General features: G+C 49.1%; 15 protein-coding genes. 9 read left to right on the top strand and 6 right to left on the bottom strand.

Going from position 1 to position 16,619, the window contains the following annotated elements:
* The first annotated feature begins 253 nt into the window (after window positions 1-253).
* Window positions 254-646, top strand: a complete 393-nt coding sequence (locus AC2YIT_RS08785; RefSeq protein ID WP_487278930.1) for an NUDIX hydrolase — start codon at window positions 254-256, stop codon at window positions 644-646.
* 102 nt (window positions 647-748) lie between these two features.
* On the top strand, window positions 749-1,204 hold the full coding sequence (locus tag AC2YIT_RS08780; protein ID WP_487278929.1) for a hypothetical protein: 456 nt from the start codon (window positions 749-751) through the stop codon (window positions 1,202-1,204).
* Window positions 1,205-1,251: 47 nt separating this feature from the next.
* Here the strand turns inward: AC2YIT_RS08780 and AC2YIT_RS08775 are convergent, their stop codons facing one another.
* Complete coding sequence (locus AC2YIT_RS08775) at window positions 1,252-1,602, bottom strand: winged helix-turn-helix transcriptional regulator (RefSeq protein ID WP_487278928.1); 351 nt, start codon at window positions 1,600-1,602, stop codon at window positions 1,252-1,254.
* 89 nt (window positions 1,603-1,691) lie between these two features.
* Here AC2YIT_RS08775 and AC2YIT_RS08770 point away from each other — a divergent pair, with 89 nt between their 5' ends.
* From AC2YIT_RS08770 to AC2YIT_RS08750, 5 genes are all read left to right on the top strand, one after another.
* The gene (locus AC2YIT_RS08770) at window positions 1,692-2,513 is read left to right on the top strand and encodes an SDR family oxidoreductase (RefSeq protein ID WP_487278927.1); all 822 of its coding nucleotides are present in this window, start codon (window positions 1,692-1,694) and stop codon (window positions 2,511-2,513) included.
* A gap of 175 nt (window positions 2,514-2,688) precedes the next feature.
* Window positions 2,689-2,916, top strand: coding sequence for a PLDc N-terminal domain-containing protein (locus AC2YIT_RS08765; RefSeq protein ID WP_430848467.1), 228 nt, complete (start codon window positions 2,689-2,691; stop codon window positions 2,914-2,916).
* Between the two features lie 657 nt (window positions 2,917-3,573).
* On the top strand, window positions 3,574-5,811 hold the full coding sequence (locus AC2YIT_RS08760) for a bifunctional alpha,alpha-trehalose-phosphate synthase (UDP-forming)/trehalose-phosphatase (RefSeq protein ID WP_487278926.1): 2,238 nt from the start codon (window positions 3,574-3,576) through the stop codon (window positions 5,809-5,811).
* A gap of 27 nt (window positions 5,812-5,838) precedes the next feature.
* Window positions 5,839-6,423 carry a Crp/Fnr family transcriptional regulator gene (locus AC2YIT_RS08755; protein ID WP_487278925.1) on the top strand — a complete coding sequence of 195 codons (585 nt, stop codon included), beginning with the start codon at window positions 5,839-5,841 and terminating at the stop codon, window positions 6,421-6,423.
* 71 nt (window positions 6,424-6,494) lie between these two features.
* Window positions 6,495-7,058 carry a DinB family protein gene (locus AC2YIT_RS08750; protein WP_487278924.1) on the top strand — a complete coding sequence of 188 codons (564 nt, stop codon included), beginning with the start codon at window positions 6,495-6,497 and terminating at the stop codon, window positions 7,056-7,058.
* 120 nt (window positions 7,059-7,178) lie between these two features.
* On the opposite strand, the gene AC2YIT_RS08745 is transcribed toward AC2YIT_RS08750, so the two are convergent.
* The 5 genes from AC2YIT_RS08745 to AC2YIT_RS08725 form a co-directional block, all read right to left on the bottom strand.
* Window positions 7,179-7,442, bottom strand: a complete 264-nt coding sequence (locus AC2YIT_RS08745; RefSeq protein ID WP_430848459.1) for a hypothetical protein — start codon at window positions 7,440-7,442, stop codon at window positions 7,179-7,181.
* A gap of 242 nt (window positions 7,443-7,684) precedes the next feature.
* The gene (locus AC2YIT_RS08740; RefSeq protein ID WP_487278923.1) at window positions 7,685-8,755 is read right to left on the bottom strand and encodes a dipeptidase; all 1,071 of its coding nucleotides are present in this window, start codon (window positions 8,753-8,755) and stop codon (window positions 7,685-7,687) included.
* A gap of 140 nt (window positions 8,756-8,895) precedes the next feature.
* A complete protein-coding gene (locus AC2YIT_RS08735) occupies window positions 8,896-10,008 on the bottom strand; it encodes a D-TA family PLP-dependent enzyme (protein ID WP_487278922.1) in 1,113 nt (370 codons plus the stop codon).
* An 88-nt stretch (window positions 10,009-10,096) separates the two neighbouring features.
* Window positions 10,097-10,573, bottom strand: coding sequence for a RidA family protein (locus tag AC2YIT_RS08730; RefSeq protein ID WP_487278921.1), 477 nt, complete (start codon window positions 10,571-10,573; stop codon window positions 10,097-10,099).
* Window positions 10,574-10,829: 256 nt separating this feature from the next.
* On the bottom strand, window positions 10,830-12,134 hold the full coding sequence (locus AC2YIT_RS08725; RefSeq protein ID WP_487278920.1) for a GntT/GntP/DsdX family permease: 1,305 nt from the start codon (window positions 12,132-12,134) through the stop codon (window positions 10,830-10,832).
* Between the two features lie 285 nt (window positions 12,135-12,419).
* Here AC2YIT_RS08725 and gyrA point away from each other — a divergent pair, with 285 nt between their 5' ends.
* Together gyrA and AC2YIT_RS08715 are read left to right on the top strand one after the other, a co-directional pair.
* Window positions 12,420-15,047 carry a DNA gyrase subunit A gene (gene gyrA, locus AC2YIT_RS08720; RefSeq protein ID WP_487278919.1) on the top strand — a complete coding sequence of 876 codons (2,628 nt, stop codon included), beginning with the start codon at window positions 12,420-12,422 and terminating at the stop codon, window positions 15,045-15,047.
* Between the two features lie 72 nt (window positions 15,048-15,119).
* Window positions 15,120-16,577 carry a tetratricopeptide repeat protein gene (locus tag AC2YIT_RS08715; RefSeq protein WP_430848447.1) on the top strand — a complete coding sequence of 486 codons (1,458 nt, stop codon included), beginning with the start codon at window positions 15,120-15,122 and terminating at the stop codon, window positions 16,575-16,577.
* Window positions 16,578-16,619: the final 42 nt, after the last annotated feature.

Here is a 16,619-nt window from a genome sequence, read left to right as displayed (position 1 = left end):
GATTGCAATAATGAGAGGGCGTGATAAAAAATCTGATTTTGAGCGTAGTATGCTCGGTGTTCCAACTCCCTGAGTGGCAGTATCCATTTAGTTAGGTTTTGTTAGGTAGTGTCAGTTGGGCTTATGTACCGTGTCAGGCGCCCAACGTACCACCGAATTCTGAATTCTTTTTGAATTTCTGAGTGGACGGCTGAGGTATTTTGTAGTTTTGGACTCAGCGAGTTACCAAACCTACATTTTAAGCAATAGCACTATGATCGATAAACTGGCCCTTATTTATATGGAGGATAAAAAGATACTGGCCGCCAGAAGCCGCGGACGGGATACCTATTACATTCCAGGCGGTAAGCGGGAGCCGGGGGAATCGGACGAAGAGGCATTGGTACGGGAGATCTATGAGGAGATCAGCATGTCGTTGGACCCTTCGTTATTGAGTTTTTACGGGGAGTTTCACGCACAGGCGCACGGGCAGCCCGAGGGTGTTTTGGTGAGGCTCAGGTGCTATACCACCAGCGAGAGGGGAGAGGTGAAAGCCGCCGCGGAAATCGATGAAGCTTCCTGGCTGGGCTATGCCGATCGTTCCAGCGTGTCGCTGGCTGCGCAACTGCTTTTTGACGACCTGCATGCAAGAGGATTGCTTGCCTGAATTACGCTTTGTCGATTAAAGAATGCTGTTGGTCGACGTGCGGAACGAATGCGAAGGCTTGCGGATTATGTCGTCAGTTAGTATTCGTTAGTCCCATTTCAAATGTCAGATTTTAAAATAACAAAGACCGACTGGGAGCCAGCTGGTAGGCTTATTATCACGCATATCAGCGGAGATTTGGCGAAGGAGGATGTCATACGCTGGGAGCAATCGCTTCACGAAGTGCTCGACCGGATCGAAGAAGGGGGCACGTTCAGGATATTCGTGAACCTGCATGGCTTCACGGCCGTGAACCTGGAAGCGCACAAGCACTTCCGCACCATTGTGCCGCTGACCCTGGCGGATTACGGTTGGAAAGTAGGTTATGTGGCGATGTTCGAAGAAGAAGCCGACAAGCTCGTGCTTTCCAGCAAGCGTAACATACGGTGCGTAGCTGCGGCGCACTGCCACCAGGATGCGACGAAAATCGAGAAATACGAATCGCTTTACAGTAGTCCGAACGAACGTTTTTTCACGGATCCCGAAAAAGCGGAAGCCTGGATACGCAGCATTGCCTGATATTACCTGGCCCGCCGCAAAACGGTGGGCTTTACTTTTGCCGGGTTTCAGGCCTCTTCCTGAATATACTTTTTATGTTCCTTGCCCCATTCGATCATCGCAAGAATGATGTTTCCGAAGGTTTTACAGTAGGGTGTCGATTCGTATTCCACGAGCACGGGGGAGTCGGGGTAAACGGTGCGCTTGATCAGCTTGTTCATTTCCATTTCTTTCAGCTCCCTGGAGAGCATTCGCGTGGTAATGCCGGGAATGCTCCTCTCTATTTCCCGGAAACGCTTGTTGCCGTTGCATATCGAATTGATAATGGGCAACTTCCATTTGCCGCCGATGACGTAGATCGTGTCTTGAAGGGCTTTCACTTCTTCCGCCTGATTCCTGACTAATGCTGCTTTTGCCATAACCGTAGTTGGTATACTATGTGATACTGATTACAAAGTTATACCAATATGCGGTAATTTTGCCCCATTCAAATCAAATTTTATCTAAAATGAACGAGCAAAAGACCATTTTCATAACAGGCACCAGCAGCGGGCTGGGTAAATTGACCGCTAAATATTTCGCTGAAAACGGTTGGAACGTTGCCGCGACCATGCGCACGCCGGAAAAGGAAAGGGAACTGACGGAATACGAGAATATCCGGATCTTCAAACTGGATGTGACAGATCCGGCGCAGGTAAAAGCAGCTACCGAGCAGGCGATCGAAGTATTTGGAAAGATCGACGTCGTAGTCAACAATGCAGGCATGGGTACTTACGGTGCGCTCGAACTGGCGAGAGAGGAGGATATCGATTGGCAGTTTGCGGTCAACACACGTGGCCCGATCAATGTGATCCGCGGATTCCTGCCGCATTTCAGGGAGAACGGAGGCGGGATGTTCATCAATATCAGCTCGTTTATGGGTATTACCACGGCCGTACCGTTAGGTTCACTATATAATATGTCGAAATTCGCGCTGGAAGGACTGACCGAGGGGTTGTATTACGAATTGAAGCCGTTGAATATCGATCTGCGACTCATTGAGCAAGGGGGCTCGAAAGGGAATAATTTCAAGGAAAGCATCGTGTGGAATATCCATCCGGAAATTACTGCGTACGACGAACTGACGAACAAACTTCAATCCATTATGGAGAATGCCGACGAGGGCCTGCTCGACGATCCAATGGATATTGTGAACGTAATTCATAGCCTCGCCACGCGCAAAACCAACCAATTCAGGAACGTAATAGGGGCGACGGGAAACCAGTTAATGCAAATGCGTAATTCCCTGCCTATTGAAGAATATATCGAGGTCATGCGGAGCTATTTTTAAACTACAAAGTTTTCGAAAAGGTGGCGAAGTTAATACACCACCTTTTTAACGATTAGACAATGGAAGTTACTGTTGAAAGCCGTTTGTCAAACATTTCGGGCATTTGTACCAATGTTATTTGTTAGTAACCGAAGTTATATTATTTTGGAAAGAATAAAACTTAAAAACAGGTTCGATGCTATCAGCCATTCTGTTATTCATGGGTTTGGGAGGAATGGAAATTATGTTTTTGTTCGTGTTGCTCCCGCTTGCCGTCACGATCTGGGCATTGATAGATGCCGTCAAGAGTGATTTCGAAAAGGATATTAACAAATTGGTATGGATCATAGTGATCATTTGTTTTCCCTTTTTTGGAGGTATACTCTATTATTTCCTGGGACGTAGCCAGAAAGTTAAGTACTAATACAAGTTAGATGGATATAATCCTGGTTATTACAATTGCCAAATATAATCCTGCCTTTTTTGCACTTTATAAAAGCGCTTTGAGCTCCTTCACAATTTCAGGCGGTCTTTAAATAAATTAGAAGCTTCCGTAGGATCAATCTCCATGTTATAGGGCTGTCCCTCCGATTCTGCGGGCTGCACAAAGAGAAAGGCAGAGAGATTTGCAAAATGCGCAGGGCAAAAAAAATGGCGGCCATTTACAGGCCGCCTGCAACCCACAACAAAGAGTGGCACAGTATTAATCTGCGATTACATAATTGTAGTCCTTGACTAATCTTGGGCTTTTACAAGCCTGTATTTGTGGTCAGTTATCACATTAACTCATGGAAAACAGCAACCTGGTTGCTTGCCGTTCGTTTGTTGGTCCGACCGGCGCCGGAAATGAAGTTGCCTAGAAATCCGGTTCCTGTAATGTGATAAAAGAGGTTGCGACAGCGAAAATAACACATTCATTTCTTCCGGCAAAACCTTATCGGATTGATAGGCCTACTCATTTTTTGATAGAGTAGGCCGAGTCTGCCAAATGGCAATGTACGCTTCATCTGTTGCGTCCACAGAGGTAATTGGCCTCCCAGGGCCAATTTTGGCATGGCTTTTGAGTGCTTTCGGGCATATTATGGAAAGTTTATCTCAGTCAGTTAACACGGGAAGGCTCATCATAGTCGCATACCGGCTGCCGTTTAAGGTGGTCCGCGAGGGCGACGTTTCCCGACTATTTCAAAACTCCGGCGGCCTGGTTTCAGCGGTGCTTTCGCTGGTGAAAGATCAGCAAAACGAGGCTTTCGACGCCCATCAGAAAATCCAGTGGATCGGTTTTTCGGAGAATACACCGGAGGAGCTGGAAGGCCAGTCGATGGAGAATGAAAACTTCCGGGCGCACCCGGTTTTCATTCCCGAGGAGCTCAACGAAAATTACTATGAAGGCTTCTGTAACAACCTGATATGGCCGCTTTGCCACTATTTTCCCTCGCTGGCCCGGTTTCACGATGTATATTTCGATGCCTACCGCGAGGCGCATGAATTGTTCTTCGAAAAGGTGAAAGAAGTGATCCGCCCCGGCGATGTGGTGTGGGTCCAGGACTACCAGCTGATGCTCCTCCCGCAAATGATCCGCAACGCATTTCCGGAGAACAAAATCGGCTTCTTTTTTCATATTCCTTTTCCCTCTTTCGAGATATTCAGGATGCTGCCGGTGGCCTGGAGAAAGGCGATCGTAGATGGTATTCTGGGAGCCGATGTAGTAGGGTTCCATACCAATGATTATGTGGAATATTTCTTGAAAGCGGCGAGACTTGTCTCCGAATTGGGGAATAAATTGCATTACATCAACCTGGGCAACCGCATTGTAAAGGTCGATTCATTTCCAATCAGCATTGATTTCGATAAGTTTAACGACGCCTACGATGACCCGGATGTAACCGCCGCACGCTCCGACGCCCGGCAATCTCTGAAAGAGAAGATTATTTTCTCCGTTGACCGGCTTGATTATTCCAAAGGCATTATCCATCGACTCCATGGTTACCAACGTTTTCTCGAACAAAATCCGAATTGGCATGAGAAGGTATCGTTTGTGATGGTGGTTGTGCCGTCGCGCGACACAATTGAGCAATACCAGCAAATGAAATCCGATATAGACCAGACCGTCGGAAAAATCAATGCCGATTTCGGGACCATATCCTGGCAACCGATCATATACCAATACCGCTCAATGCCGTATCACGAAATGGTGGGCATGTACACCGCGAGCGATGTCGCGCTTATCACGCCTGTACGCGACGGCATGAACCTCGTTTGCAAGGAATATGTAGCGAGCCGGCAGGATGGCCTGGGGGTATTGATTTTAAGTGAGATGGCGGGTGCCGCGGCCGAGTTGGGCGAGGCCCTGATCATCAACCCGCTCGATCGTCAAGACATTGCCGATGCGATTAAAACAGCATTTGAAATGCCGGAAGACGAGCAGAAGAAACGAATGGAGGCCATGCGCGAAAGGATTCGTGACTATGATGTATTCGCCTGGACTAGTGATTTTTTTACCCAAATGACAATGCTAGAATTAGAACACGACCGCTTGCGCCAGGTTTTCCTGAACAACAAGGGCATCGACGCAATCCGGCACGCTTACCAGTTGTCCAACAACAGAATTCTCTTTTTCGACTACGACGGCACCCTCGCGCCGATCGTTCCCGATCCGGCAAAGGCCATTATGGGCGAGGATATGCGAAAGTTACTGACCGATATCGCCAAACGTGATACAGTAGTGATTGTCAGCGGCCGCGACCGCTATTTTCTAGATAAGCTTTTCAGTGATCTGCCCGTACATATGATTGCAGAGCACGGCGCCTTGATCAAAGCAAAAGATTCGGGTGAATGGCAGTTGAATGAAGGTTACGAGGAGAATTGGAAGGATGGGATCCGTCCGATGATGCAGATCTATGCCAAACGTTGCCCAGGCGCATTTATAGAAGAGAAGGAAACCGCATTGGCGTGGCATTACCGCACCGCCGATGACAAGGAATATGCGAGCCGCCGTGCGCAGGAGCTGTTATGGCAACTCAAAAACTATATCCAGCCCGAATTGAATTTGCAGGTGATTGACGGCAACAAGGTAGTGGAAGTCAAGAAAACCGCATTCAACAAAGGGACTGCCACGCGTACGTTCGTCGAGGGGGGCGGTTTCGACTTTATTCTGGCTATTGGTGACGATACCACCGACGAAGACATGTTCGAGGCATTGCCGGATACTTCGTTTACCATCAAAATCGGGGATGACCTTTCGGCCGCGCGCAACCATATCCGCAGCCAGGATGAAGTTTTCCATTTCCTGCATTTTATGGTCTCGCCCGTAGGCGAGTAGGCAGTGGTTTTGTATTTTAGCGGTTCTATGGAGGAACCGCTAAAATTGCTTCATTCGGTCGTTCAGGCCATTTATCCGCTCGATCACACCGATTGGGGAGTACTCTCACAGATCTGGAGACCTTTCAGCGCTCGGAGGAAAGAGATTATCACTTCCGCAGGTGAAACCGAGCGTTACATATACTTCGTCACGGATGGTGTTCAGCGCATTTATTATCTCGACGACCAAAGCCGCGAGGCAACCATTGCATTCACCTACCGGCCGTCATTCGGTGGCATCATCGATTCAGCGATGATGGAGGTATCCTCGCGGTATTACTACGAAACGCTGACGCCTTCGAGCTTTATCCGGGCGCCTTACAGCGAGTTTAAGGAGGTAGCGTATGAACGTCCGGCTATTGAACGGATGCTGCGCGCGGGCATGACGCAGACCCTTTCCGGCATTCTGGAACGCCTGGTGGAGGTACAATGCTTTTCTTCGGAGGATAAATTTCGAAATCTGCTCAGACGCAGCCCGCATATCCTGCAACTGGTGCCTCATAAATACCTCGCCAATTATCTGGGTATCGATCCTACCAATTTCAGCAAGCTTGTGAACAAGGTCCGGATTTGAAAATGTTGGTTTTTACCAAATATTTCAAAAAAACGGATGTGCAACTTTGCAGTATCAAGTATCGAACGCCCATGGAAACCATTAATAAGAAGGACTTACTGCAAAGGCTTGACGATGTGGTCGAGCAGCACATTTCGGATGCCATCGCTTTGTTTCAGAACCGGGATAGCGAATTTCTGAACAGGCCATCGGCAACAGGCGGTTGGAGCATCGCGCAATGCCTGGACCATTTGAACAGCTACGGACATTATTATTTGCCCCGTATGCGCGACAAGCTCCGGGCATCGCCGCCTGCAAAAGCGGAAGGTTTTACCAGCACCTGGATAGGTGCCTATTTCACTAAAATGATGGACCCCAAGACCGGGAAGCGTAAATACAAAGCCTTCAAAGGGCATATCCCGCCGTCGCAACTGGATTCAGCCAAGGTCGTAAGTGAGTTTATCAGGCAGCAGGAGGAATTACTGTACCTCTTGCGCGACGGAGTGGACAAAGATCTTGATGCGATCCGCATTCCCATATCAATCCTGCCATTTATCCGAATGAAAATCGGCGATGTTTTTCAGTTCATCATCGCTCATAACGAACGTCATTTACAGCAGGCGAAACGAAACCTGGTACCCGAAAGCATTTATTAGCCATTTACCGGTGGTGCCGGTCGGCTGCGTGCCAGGCCGGCCCTTTTTATTAAAAAACAGCCACCGGAAACCGATGACTGTCTGGAAAAGGGGAGTGGATAGCCGATAAACGTCAGTAGGTTATGCAATTGTAAGACCATTGGGATCCAGGCGGCCCTCATTCATGTTTTCGAGCTTGATAAAGTGGCAAACGTAACCGGCCGACCGCAGAGCAAGCTGGATACGGGTGAAATCAGGTAGCTCGGATGTCAGGGTCAAAAGGAAATCCTGAAAATCGTAAGCCCAGTGTTTTACATTTAATTGTTTCAGGCAGTCGTGCAACTTTTGCAGCGATTTGCTCGCCTGGATATGTGTCCGGAAGAAAATTTTATATGTATTGGCCATTGGTCGTTACGTGAAATTTAGAGATCGGATGTTACCGATCTGATTTAGATCGTTGATTTAATGAATCAAAGCTAATACTTATTTAAAATCATTCCAAATAGATAGTGGCGTTTATTTTACGCAAAACAAAAAAGCTCCGCAACCGTGATGCCAAGTTGCGAAGCTTTTTTGAAAACTCCTTTTAGTGCTATATTAAGAATTTATTAGATTTTATAAATCCTGGCAATAGCAGGCTAATGCCATCAGGCCCAGTTCCTTTCGAGGAAGTGGACCCAGTTGCGCCACATAATGCGCTCGATATCGCCCTGGGAATAGCCCCGTGCGGCTAATAGCCCTGGGATCGTTTGCAGGTCCGCGATAGAATCGAGGTCGCCCGGCGATTGCTCTTTTCCATATGCGCCATCGAGATCGGACCCAATGCCGACGTGCAACGCATTGCCCGCAATCTGACAAATATGGTCGATATGCTGCACGATATGCTCGATTTTCAGCCCGGTACTTTCCGGCGTCGATTTGCCGCGTATCCAGCCGGGGATCATCATCCACGCATCGAACGCCATGCCGATTACCGCGCCGCGTTCCAGCAGGACCTTGATCATGTCGTCGGAAAACTGGCGGTTGTGCGGTGTAATGGCGCGGACAAGGTTATGGCTCGCCCAAACCGGGCCTTTGTACAAATCCATCGCTTCCCAGAATGCCGTGTCGCATAAATGGGTCGCATCTAGGATCATGTCGAGTAGGTCCATTTCGCGGAGCAGGTCTTTACCTTTTTCGCTCAGGGGGGCGTCCGAGTCTGTCCCGTACGCGTACACGCCCGGACCATAGTGCGCCGGCCCGATCGCGCGCAGGCCGTAGCCGTAGGCGGTTTCGAGGTTTTTGAGGCTAATGAATGAATCGGCACCTTCCAGACTCAGAATGTAGCCAATAGGCAAGCCTTCCGTCGATTCGGCATTCCGCCATAATTCCAGATGGCTGCGCAGGCCGGCCAATCCGGTGATCTGTACCATTTCACCGGCTTCTTCCATGGCCTTGTACCATGCCACCTGCGCCTGGGTGATCGCCCAAGCCTGCGCCTGTGAATGCCAGCCAGGTATTTTGCTGTCGGGTTTAATGTAGCGGCCTATTTGTGTAGCCACACAAAGCCCGATATTGCCTTTGCGCATTTCCGGAAAACTCACCACGCCTTTGCCGCGATCGGGCTTGTCTGTGAGGTTCTTTTCGCGGTCGCGGATTGAATACAGATCCTGGGTAAGGTCCCGGTTCCATTCCACAGCGTTCATGGAAAGGTCGAGATGTGCGTCGAAGAGGAACATATGTTAATGATTGAATGATTGAATGATTGAATGACTGAATGACTGAATATTTTTATAGGCTTCTGAATGATCCATCGAGTTAAATATGGCTTCAAAAATCATTCACCCATTCAATCATTCAGTCATTCAATCATTCAAAATTAAATTGTAATCCGCCTGCTGCGCGCCGTGATGCGCCATTCTGCGGTCACATTACCATCTTCGATCACCGTAGCAAAGTCGTGCAGCGCAACGGTCGGGCAGATGTGGTAGGGCAGGGCGTAGAATACGTCGCCGATTTGGATGCTTTCCCAGACGTCGGCGCTGACCTGGATCACACCGTGCTCCTCGCTCTGGCTTTGCAGCGAGTATTCGGGCAGGTTGAGCAGGCGCAGGCGGTTTTCGATCGGATTTTCGGCAGCGATAGCCTTGTGGCCAAGGTCGATCGTGATGGTGCCCGTTGTCGGTTTGGAAATCACGCGGGTGATGATAAGCGCAGCGTGCTCGAACGGCTGGCCGTCGAAACGGTCGCCATATCCCCAGTCCCAAAGCACATTCGTGCCGGGACTCAGGTAAACATCCGGCCGCAGCGTATGCACCGTGAACGACGGCGAGCCGCCGACGATGATCATTGGTTCGTAACCGCATTCGGTCTCAATGCGGTCGAGCAGCGGAAGCACTTTTTCGTAATCGCTGTCGGCCGCGGCTTTGCGTTCTGAAAACTCCGGGTTACGAATATGGCCGTCGTAAATGTGCACGCCGCCGAATGCGAGCCCTTCGAGGCTGCTCACATAGCGATAAAGTGACAGAAGGCTTTCATCGGTGGCATGGCCCGTACGATTCATGCCGTTATTGACGTCCAGGAACACGGTCGATCGAAGCTCCTTTGAAATGGACGCTTCATTGAGTACTGCGGCAGTTTGGTCGTGGTCTATGAGCGACGCAAATGTCGTATGCGGGAACTTCTCGCGTAGTGCGAAGAGCCGGTCGATATTTGGACCGACGAGCTGGTAGGCGATCAACACCCACGGCGCGCCGGTGCCAGCTACCATTTCAGCTTCGGCAATGGTGGCGCATTTGAATTTGGAAATGCCCGCAGAAAGTTGTTTTTCAACAACCTCCGGGCATTTGTGGGTTTTGACATGCGGCACGAGCCGCTCTGGGGAGCCGGCAATGTTCACCATACTCCGGATGTTGCTTTCAATGCGGTCTTTATAGAATAGGAGCGACGGAGATATGACTTCTCCGGGATTGTTGAGCTGGTACCAGGACATCGGTTCTAATTTTGAATGACTGAATGATTGAATGACTGAATGATTGAATAGGAATTATTCGGTCATTCAGTCATTCAATCATTCAAAATTACTTTTCTTCCAATTCAAACAGCGCCTCGATCTCGACCGGAATGTTGTCAGGCAATGTGCCCATTCCTACGGCGCTTCTTACGCCGATACCGTTTTCTTCACCCCAAACCTTTGCGAAAAGCTCGCTGCATCCGTTGATGATAAATGGATGTTTTTCAAAATCATCGGTGCAGTTCACCATACCCAGGACCTTGATCACCCTTTTGACGCGGTTGAGGCTGCCGAGATTGGTTTTCAGTGTGGACAAGATGGCCAGGCCAACCTGACGCGCAGCGAGTTTGCCTTGCTCTGCATTGAGGTCTTTTCCGATGCGTCCGATGATCAGGGAACCGTCGTCCTGCACGGTACCGTGGCCGGAAACGTAAACCCAGCGTTTGTCGACGATCAATAGGGGTTTATAAACGCCTACCGGTTTCGGGGCAGGCGGGAGGTTAAGGCCAAGGGCTGCGAAGTTTGATTCTGGTGTACTGTCCATGGTAGTAAAGTGGATTGAATTTAATATCCTTATTCCTAATTTTTTCTTACTCTATAAATACTAATCTGGGACCGTTCGTTGAAACGAACGGCAAGTTGATATTGCAAAGATTGCTGTCTGGGTTTTGAATACTCTTTATGGAGGGAAAAAGATTTAATTCGGTTCGTTTTAATGGGCGATAGGGGAACCTTCTAGTATCTATTACCGTCCGTTTTAACGGACGGAATTGACTAGAACTTTCAAAGGGCGGTATCAACTACACGAACAAATTTAGCGCTAAAACCCCCAGCAAACCCATGATTGACACGATTGTTTCCATCACCGACCAGGTAAGGATCGTGTCTTTAATGCTCAGATTGAAGTACTCTTTGAAAAGCCAGAAGCCGCCGTCATTGAGGTGGGAGAACATCAAACTGCCCGAACCTATGGCGAGTACGAGGAGCTCCGCAGGTACGCCTGCATTGGCGAGCAGGGGTGCGAGAATGCCGACGGTCGTGAGCCCGGCCACGGTAGCGGAGCCCACGCACACACGAATGACCGCTGCAATGGCCCAACTCAGCAGGAGCGGGGAGATGTCCAGACCTTTGAGGCTTTCAGCGATGAAGGTACTTACGCCGCTGGCAGTCATAATTTCTTTAAATACACCGGCACCAGCGATGATCAGCAGAATGGAGGAAACGCCTTTAAAAGCTTCCTCCATGGATTTACCTACCTTTTTCATGCTCATACCGCGTTTTACCCCCAATGCATACGCTGCAAAAAGCACCGAAACGAGCATTCCGAAATACGGCTCGGCCAGCAGTGCGATTAGCTTATTGTCGGGATAAACGCGTTTGACACCCGACATGGTGGTAAGCAGAAAGACGGGCAGTAATGCGGTAACGACGCTGATCCCTAACCCGGGAAGTTCGGAAGCGGGGCGGGGTTTTACATCGAACAGGTCGGTGTCAGGCTTGGGTTGAAAGCGCTTTAATGTCTTTCCAAAGATAGGACCGGCCACCGCAATGGCCGGCAGCGAAACGATCATCCCATAGAATAGGGTCTTTCCCAGGTCGGCATGCAGCTGGCTGGCGATCGCCGCCGGGGAAGGGTGGGGTGGGAGGTACCCGTGCGCGACCGACAATGCCGATAACATGGGAATACCTATATATAATAATGGTAGCCGGGCGGTTGCACTGATCATAAAAATTAGTGGAATTACAATCACGAACCCTGCATTATAGAACAATGGAATACCTATTACAAATCCCGCGAGCGCCATACCCCACTGGATGTATTTCTGACCGAAAAGGCTGATCAGCGCGTCTGTAATGCGCTGGGCTGCCCCGCTGTCGGCGACCATCTTCCCTAGCATCGCCCCAAACCCGACAATGAGCACAAGGTCGCCCAGGGTCCCTCCCACGCCTTTTTGAATGGCCTTGCTAACCGTGTCGACGTCCAGCCCACTCGCAAGTCCAAGAGCGATGGAAACCAGCAGGAAGGAAATGAATGTATCGATTTTAAGCCAGGCGATGAGCAGGATGAGCGCGAGGATCGCGATAAAGGTTAATAGTAAAGGCATAGGTGAAAATTGTCGAAAATTAAGCTATTGCTAATAAGCAGGAAGAACGGGATTTTTAATGATAGATGCCAATTTAGTTTTCCCTGGGATATTTCTGAATGGTAATGCGCGGATAGTCACGCATATACGCCCCAGGGGCCGAAATAGCACAAAAGATAGTTTGTTAGAATGCTTAAAAATGGCGAAATTTGACTTTTTAGTACCAACAAGATTGTATTAATCCGCTGGGCGATTGAATCTATCGGTTTAGCCCAATTTAAAATTTTGATTCTTTTCTAATCATTTATGGCAGAATCTTCTGGTGAAAACATTATCCCGATTAATATCGAGGATGAAATGCGTGGAGCCTACATCGACTACTCGATGTCCGTTATCATTTCCCGCGCTTTGCCCGACGTTCGCGATGGTCTGAAACCCGTTCACAGACGGGTCCTTTATGGAATGGACGATCTGGGCGTAAGTTACAACCGGTCCCATAAAAAATCGGCTCGTATTGTTGGGGAGGTTTTGGGTAAATACCACCCGCACGGTGACTCATCGGTCTATAACACGATGGTGCGTATGGCCCAACCATGGTCGCTGCGCTACCCGCTTGTAGATGGTCAGGGTAACTTCGGGTCTGTCGACGGTGACAACCCGGCGGCAATGCGCTATACGGAGGCAAGGCTGAAAAGGATTGCTGACGAGCTGCTGGCCGACCTGAACAAGGACACGGTTGACTTTCAGCCCAACTTTGATGACTCGCTGAGCGAGCCGTCGGTACTTCCAGCTAAATTCCCGAACCTGCTCGTGAACGGTTCTTCCGGTATCGCGGTAGGTATGGCCACCAACATGGCGCCGCACAACCTGGGCGAAGTGGTAGACGGGGTACTCGCTTACATCGACAACAACGACATTACGATCCCCGAACTGATGGAGCACGTAAAAGCTCCTGACTTCCCGACGGGAGGGATCATTTACGGTTACAATGGTGTTCGCTCGGCATTCGAAACGGGTCGTGGAAGCATTATCATGCGTTCGAAGGCACAGTTCGAGGTTTCTAAAACCGGCCGTGAACAGATTATCGTTACCGAAATTCCTTATATGATCAACAAGGCGGCGATGATCGAACGGATCGCGTCGCTGATCAATGAGAAGAAACTCGAAGGTATTTCCGACATCCGCGACGAGTCGGACCGCGAAGGTATGCGCATTGTTTTCGACCTGAAAAAGGATGCCATACCTAATATCGTATTGAACCACTTGTTCAAATATACACCGTTGCAAACCTCTTTCGGGGTAAACAACGTAGCGCTCGTAAAAGGCCGCCCGGTGTTGCTGAACCTGAAAGATCTGATTAAGCATTACGTAGACCACCGGATTGTGGTAATTACCCGCCGGACGGAGTATGAGCTGCGTGAAGCTGAAAAGCGTGCGCACATTTTGCAAGGTTTGCTGATCGCACTCGATAATCTTGACGCGGTGATTGCATTGATCCGTGCAGCGCGCGACCCGGAAACAGCCAAGACCGGACTGATGGAGCAATTCAATTTGTCGGAAATACAGGCACGTGCGATCCTCGATATGCGCTTGCAACGTCTGACCGGTCTGGAAAGAGAGAAGATTGTTAAGGAATATGAAGAGATCATGCTCCTGATCGCCGACTTGAAGGACATTCTGGCCAACGAATACCGCAAGTACGAAATCATTAAAACCGAGCTGACCGACATTAAGGAACGCTACGGTGACGAGCGCAGAACGCAAATCGAGTTCTCGGCCGAAGAATTCAGCGACGAAGACATGATCGCCGACGAGGAAATGCTTATTACCATTTCCAAAGAAGGCTACATCAAACGTACACCGCTCTCGGAATACCGTACGCAGACAAGGGGAGGGGTTGGTTCCCGCGGTGTGAAAACCAAGGACACCGATTTTACCGAGCACTTGTTCTCCGCGACAATGCTCAATTACCTCCTGATATTCACGGAATACGGTAAGCTGTTCTGGATGAAGGTTTACGAGGTGCCGGAAGGAAGCAAAACTTCAAAAGGCCGCCCGATCCAGAACCTGATCAGCCTCGAAAGCGGAGATTCGATTCGCTCGGTAATCAATGTGAAGACATTGTCGGATGAGGATTATATCAACAATAATTACCTCATTATGTGTACCGAGCAGGGCACTATCAAGAAGACTTTGCTCGAAGCCTATTCACGTCCGCGTACCAACGGTATCATCGCGATTTCGATCAACGAAGGCGACCGCTTGCTGGATGTGGCGTTAACCAACGGCGACAATGATATTGTGATTGCGTCGGCGGCCGGTAGGGCAGTTCGCTTCAACGAAAAAGGTGTTCGTCCAATGGGACGTACGGCTGCGGGTGTACGGGGTATCAACCTGAACGATCCTGAAAACAAGGTAATCGGAATGGTTTGTATCAGCCGCGAGGATGCGCAACTTCTTGTGGTTTCCGAGCACGGTTACGGAAAACGCTCAGCGATTGACAGTTACCGCGTTACGAACCGTGGTGGTAAGGGCGTTTCGACCATGAATGCAACCGACAAGGTGGGTAAGCTGGTGGCGATCCGCGAGGTAACTGAAGAGGACGATCTGATGATCATCACGCGCAACGGTATCGCCATCCGCATGAGTGTGCAGGATATCCGTCAGGCGGGACGTAACACACAGGGTGTGAAACTGATCCGTCTCAGCAGCACGGATGAAATTACTTCGGTAACCCGCATTCTGAAAGATCCGGATGAAAAAGCAGAGGAGCTGGATGAAGAGGGCAACGTAGTTCCTAAACCGGTAGCACAAGTGGAAGGTGCTTCGGCAGAAGATATAATTGTTACGGATGATGAGTTGGACGAGGATGAAGATGTCGCTGATGACGAGGAGGAGGACGATGAAGAGCCTTCCGACGACCCAGAGGCATGATTTTTGTAAAAATTATATTAATTGATTTATATTTAGAACTCGAACAATCAATCACAACCAAAGTTAATATTTATGAAAAAACTGTTTTTTGTTTCTGCACTTAGCCTGTTCGGCTGTGCTGCGATGGCGCAGGACGCTGTGAACAAGGCTTTGGTAGATGGATTTCGTAAGGACAAAGAGAAAAGCGATAAAGATGCCAGTGATCCGAAAGCAAGTGCCAAAGCTTCATTCTGGCTCGAACGCGCTAAACTTTATGAAAACATAGCCCTACAAGGTTCAGAAGTAGATTCTAGTGCAGCAAAAACGGCTTTGGAAGCCTACAAAAAGGTTGTTGAGCTGGATGTTACGAAGAAAGGGGAGCCGGGCAAATCCTCCAAGGAGGCCACTAACGTGATCAACGGTGGTGAAGGAACCCAGCTTTTTAATGCGTTCGTAAAGCAGGGTGCTGAGAAATACCAGGCAAAAAATCTGAGCGGTGCGCTGGAAATGTTCCAGGCTGCTCAGGAGATCAATAAAAAGGATACTTTGGCGTCCCTTTATGGTGGTATTGCTGCGCAACAGCTTGACAAAAAGGACATTGCAAAATCTTCTTTCGAGAAATATGCTGCCAACGGCGGTAAAGACCCCAGCGTTTTCTACGGTCTGGCTCAACTGTACCGTTCAGAAAACAACTTCGATAAAGCTATCGAAACTTTGAACAACGGTTTGAAGCAGTCTCCTGGTAACAAAGACCTGAAAGCGGAAGTTGTGAATATCTTGCTGGCTTCGGGTAAAGAAGATCAGGCTATCCAGGAGCTAGAAGCCTTGGCTGCTGCTGATCCTAAAAACACCCAAAATGTGGTAAACCTGGCTATTTTGTACGATAACATGTACAGAACAGCTACCGATAAGGTAAAGCAATTGAACGCCAAAGTAGGTTCCGGTAACAATGCAGCAAGCACAGCGGAGAAAAATCTTGCCTCGGAAAAAGACAAGATCGCTGTGTATGACGGAGAGGTAAAACGTATCGGGGCGCTGATCAAGAAGCAGCCTAAGAATGCGGACTTGAAACGTCAGCTCGCAGACGTAACTGCCAAGAAAAAAGAAAGCACCGAAGCGATCGCTAAACTGGAAGGCGAAGTGAAAGCTGCACAGGAAGCTGCAAAAGGACAGGATGTAGCTGCATTGCAAAAAGAGCTTGCTGACGCAAAAGCAAAGCAGAAAGAAGCGAGCGAAAAAGCGGTAGCCAACTACAAGAAGGCTCTGGAAATCGATGCTACAAACTATGACGCGCTTTACAACCTGGGCGTTTTCTATTTCAACGAAGCGGTACAGCTGAAAGGCGAAGTGGATAACATGAACATGACTGAGTATCAGCAGCGTGGTAAAGAAGTTGAAGGCCGTGTTTGTGGTAAATTCAAAAAAGCGAAACCATATTTCGAAAAAGCAATCCAGGCGAAGGACGAAGCTGAGGCTAAGGATAACCTGACAAACCTGAACGGCGTTCTCGAACAATTCGCTGCGAAAGGTGTTGCTTGTATCGAAGAGTAAATAGCGCGAAGCTCTTGCTTCGTGACAATTATTCGAAGGCCT

Source organism: Dyadobacter sp. SRI_021 (genome assembly GCF_057586235.1).
This window is presented reverse-complemented; position numbering and strand designations above follow the sequence as displayed.

What these genes read in the sequence shown, in the direction of transcription:
- AC2YIT_RS08755 (WP_487278925.1), top strand. Translation starts at nt 5,839, where the DNA reads ATGGAGGAACCGCTAAAATTGCTTCATTCGGTCGTTCAGGCCATTTAT.
- AC2YIT_RS08760 (WP_487278926.1), top strand. Translation starts at nt 3,574, where the DNA reads ATGGAAAGTTTATCTCAGTCAGTTAACACGGGAAGGCTCATCATAGTC.
- AC2YIT_RS08730 (WP_487278921.1), bottom strand. Translation starts at nt 10,573, where the DNA reads ATGGACAGTACACCAGAATCAAACTTCGCAGCCCTTGGCCTTAACCTC.
- AC2YIT_RS08745 (WP_430848459.1), bottom strand. Translation starts at nt 7,442, where the DNA reads ATGGCCAATACATATAAAATTTTCTTCCGGACACATATCCAGGCGAGC.
- AC2YIT_RS08770 (WP_487278927.1), top strand. Translation starts at nt 1,692, where the DNA reads ATGAACGAGCAAAAGACCATTTTCATAACAGGCACCAGCAGCGGGCTG.
- gyrA (WP_487278919.1), top strand. Translation starts at nt 12,420, where the DNA reads ATGGCAGAATCTTCTGGTGAAAACATTATCCCGATTAATATCGAGGAT.
- AC2YIT_RS08785 (WP_487278930.1), top strand. Translation starts at nt 254, where the DNA reads ATGATCGATAAACTGGCCCTTATTTATATGGAGGATAAAAAGATACTG.
- AC2YIT_RS08780 (WP_487278929.1), top strand. Translation starts at nt 749, where the DNA reads ATGTCAGATTTTAAAATAACAAAGACCGACTGGGAGCCAGCTGGTAGG.
- AC2YIT_RS08725 (WP_487278920.1), bottom strand. Translation starts at nt 12,134, where the DNA reads ATGCCTTTACTATTAACCTTTATCGCGATCCTCGCGCTCATCCTGCTC.
- AC2YIT_RS08775 (WP_487278928.1), bottom strand. Translation starts at nt 1,602, where the DNA reads ATGGCAAAAGCAGCATTAGTCAGGAATCAGGCGGAAGAAGTGAAAGCC.
- AC2YIT_RS08715 (WP_430848447.1), top strand. Translation starts at nt 15,120, where the DNA reads ATGAAAAAACTGTTTTTTGTTTCTGCACTTAGCCTGTTCGGCTGTGCT.
- AC2YIT_RS08740 (WP_487278923.1), bottom strand. Translation starts at nt 8,755, where the DNA reads ATGTTCCTCTTCGACGCACATCTCGACCTTTCCATGAACGCTGTGGAA.
- AC2YIT_RS08750 (WP_487278924.1), top strand. Translation starts at nt 6,495, where the DNA reads ATGGAAACCATTAATAAGAAGGACTTACTGCAAAGGCTTGACGATGTG.
- AC2YIT_RS08765 (WP_430848467.1), top strand. Translation starts at nt 2,689, where the DNA reads ATGCTATCAGCCATTCTGTTATTCATGGGTTTGGGAGGAATGGAAATT.
- AC2YIT_RS08735 (WP_487278922.1), bottom strand. Translation starts at nt 10,008, where the DNA reads ATGTCCTGGTACCAGCTCAACAATCCCGGAGAAGTCATATCTCCGTCG.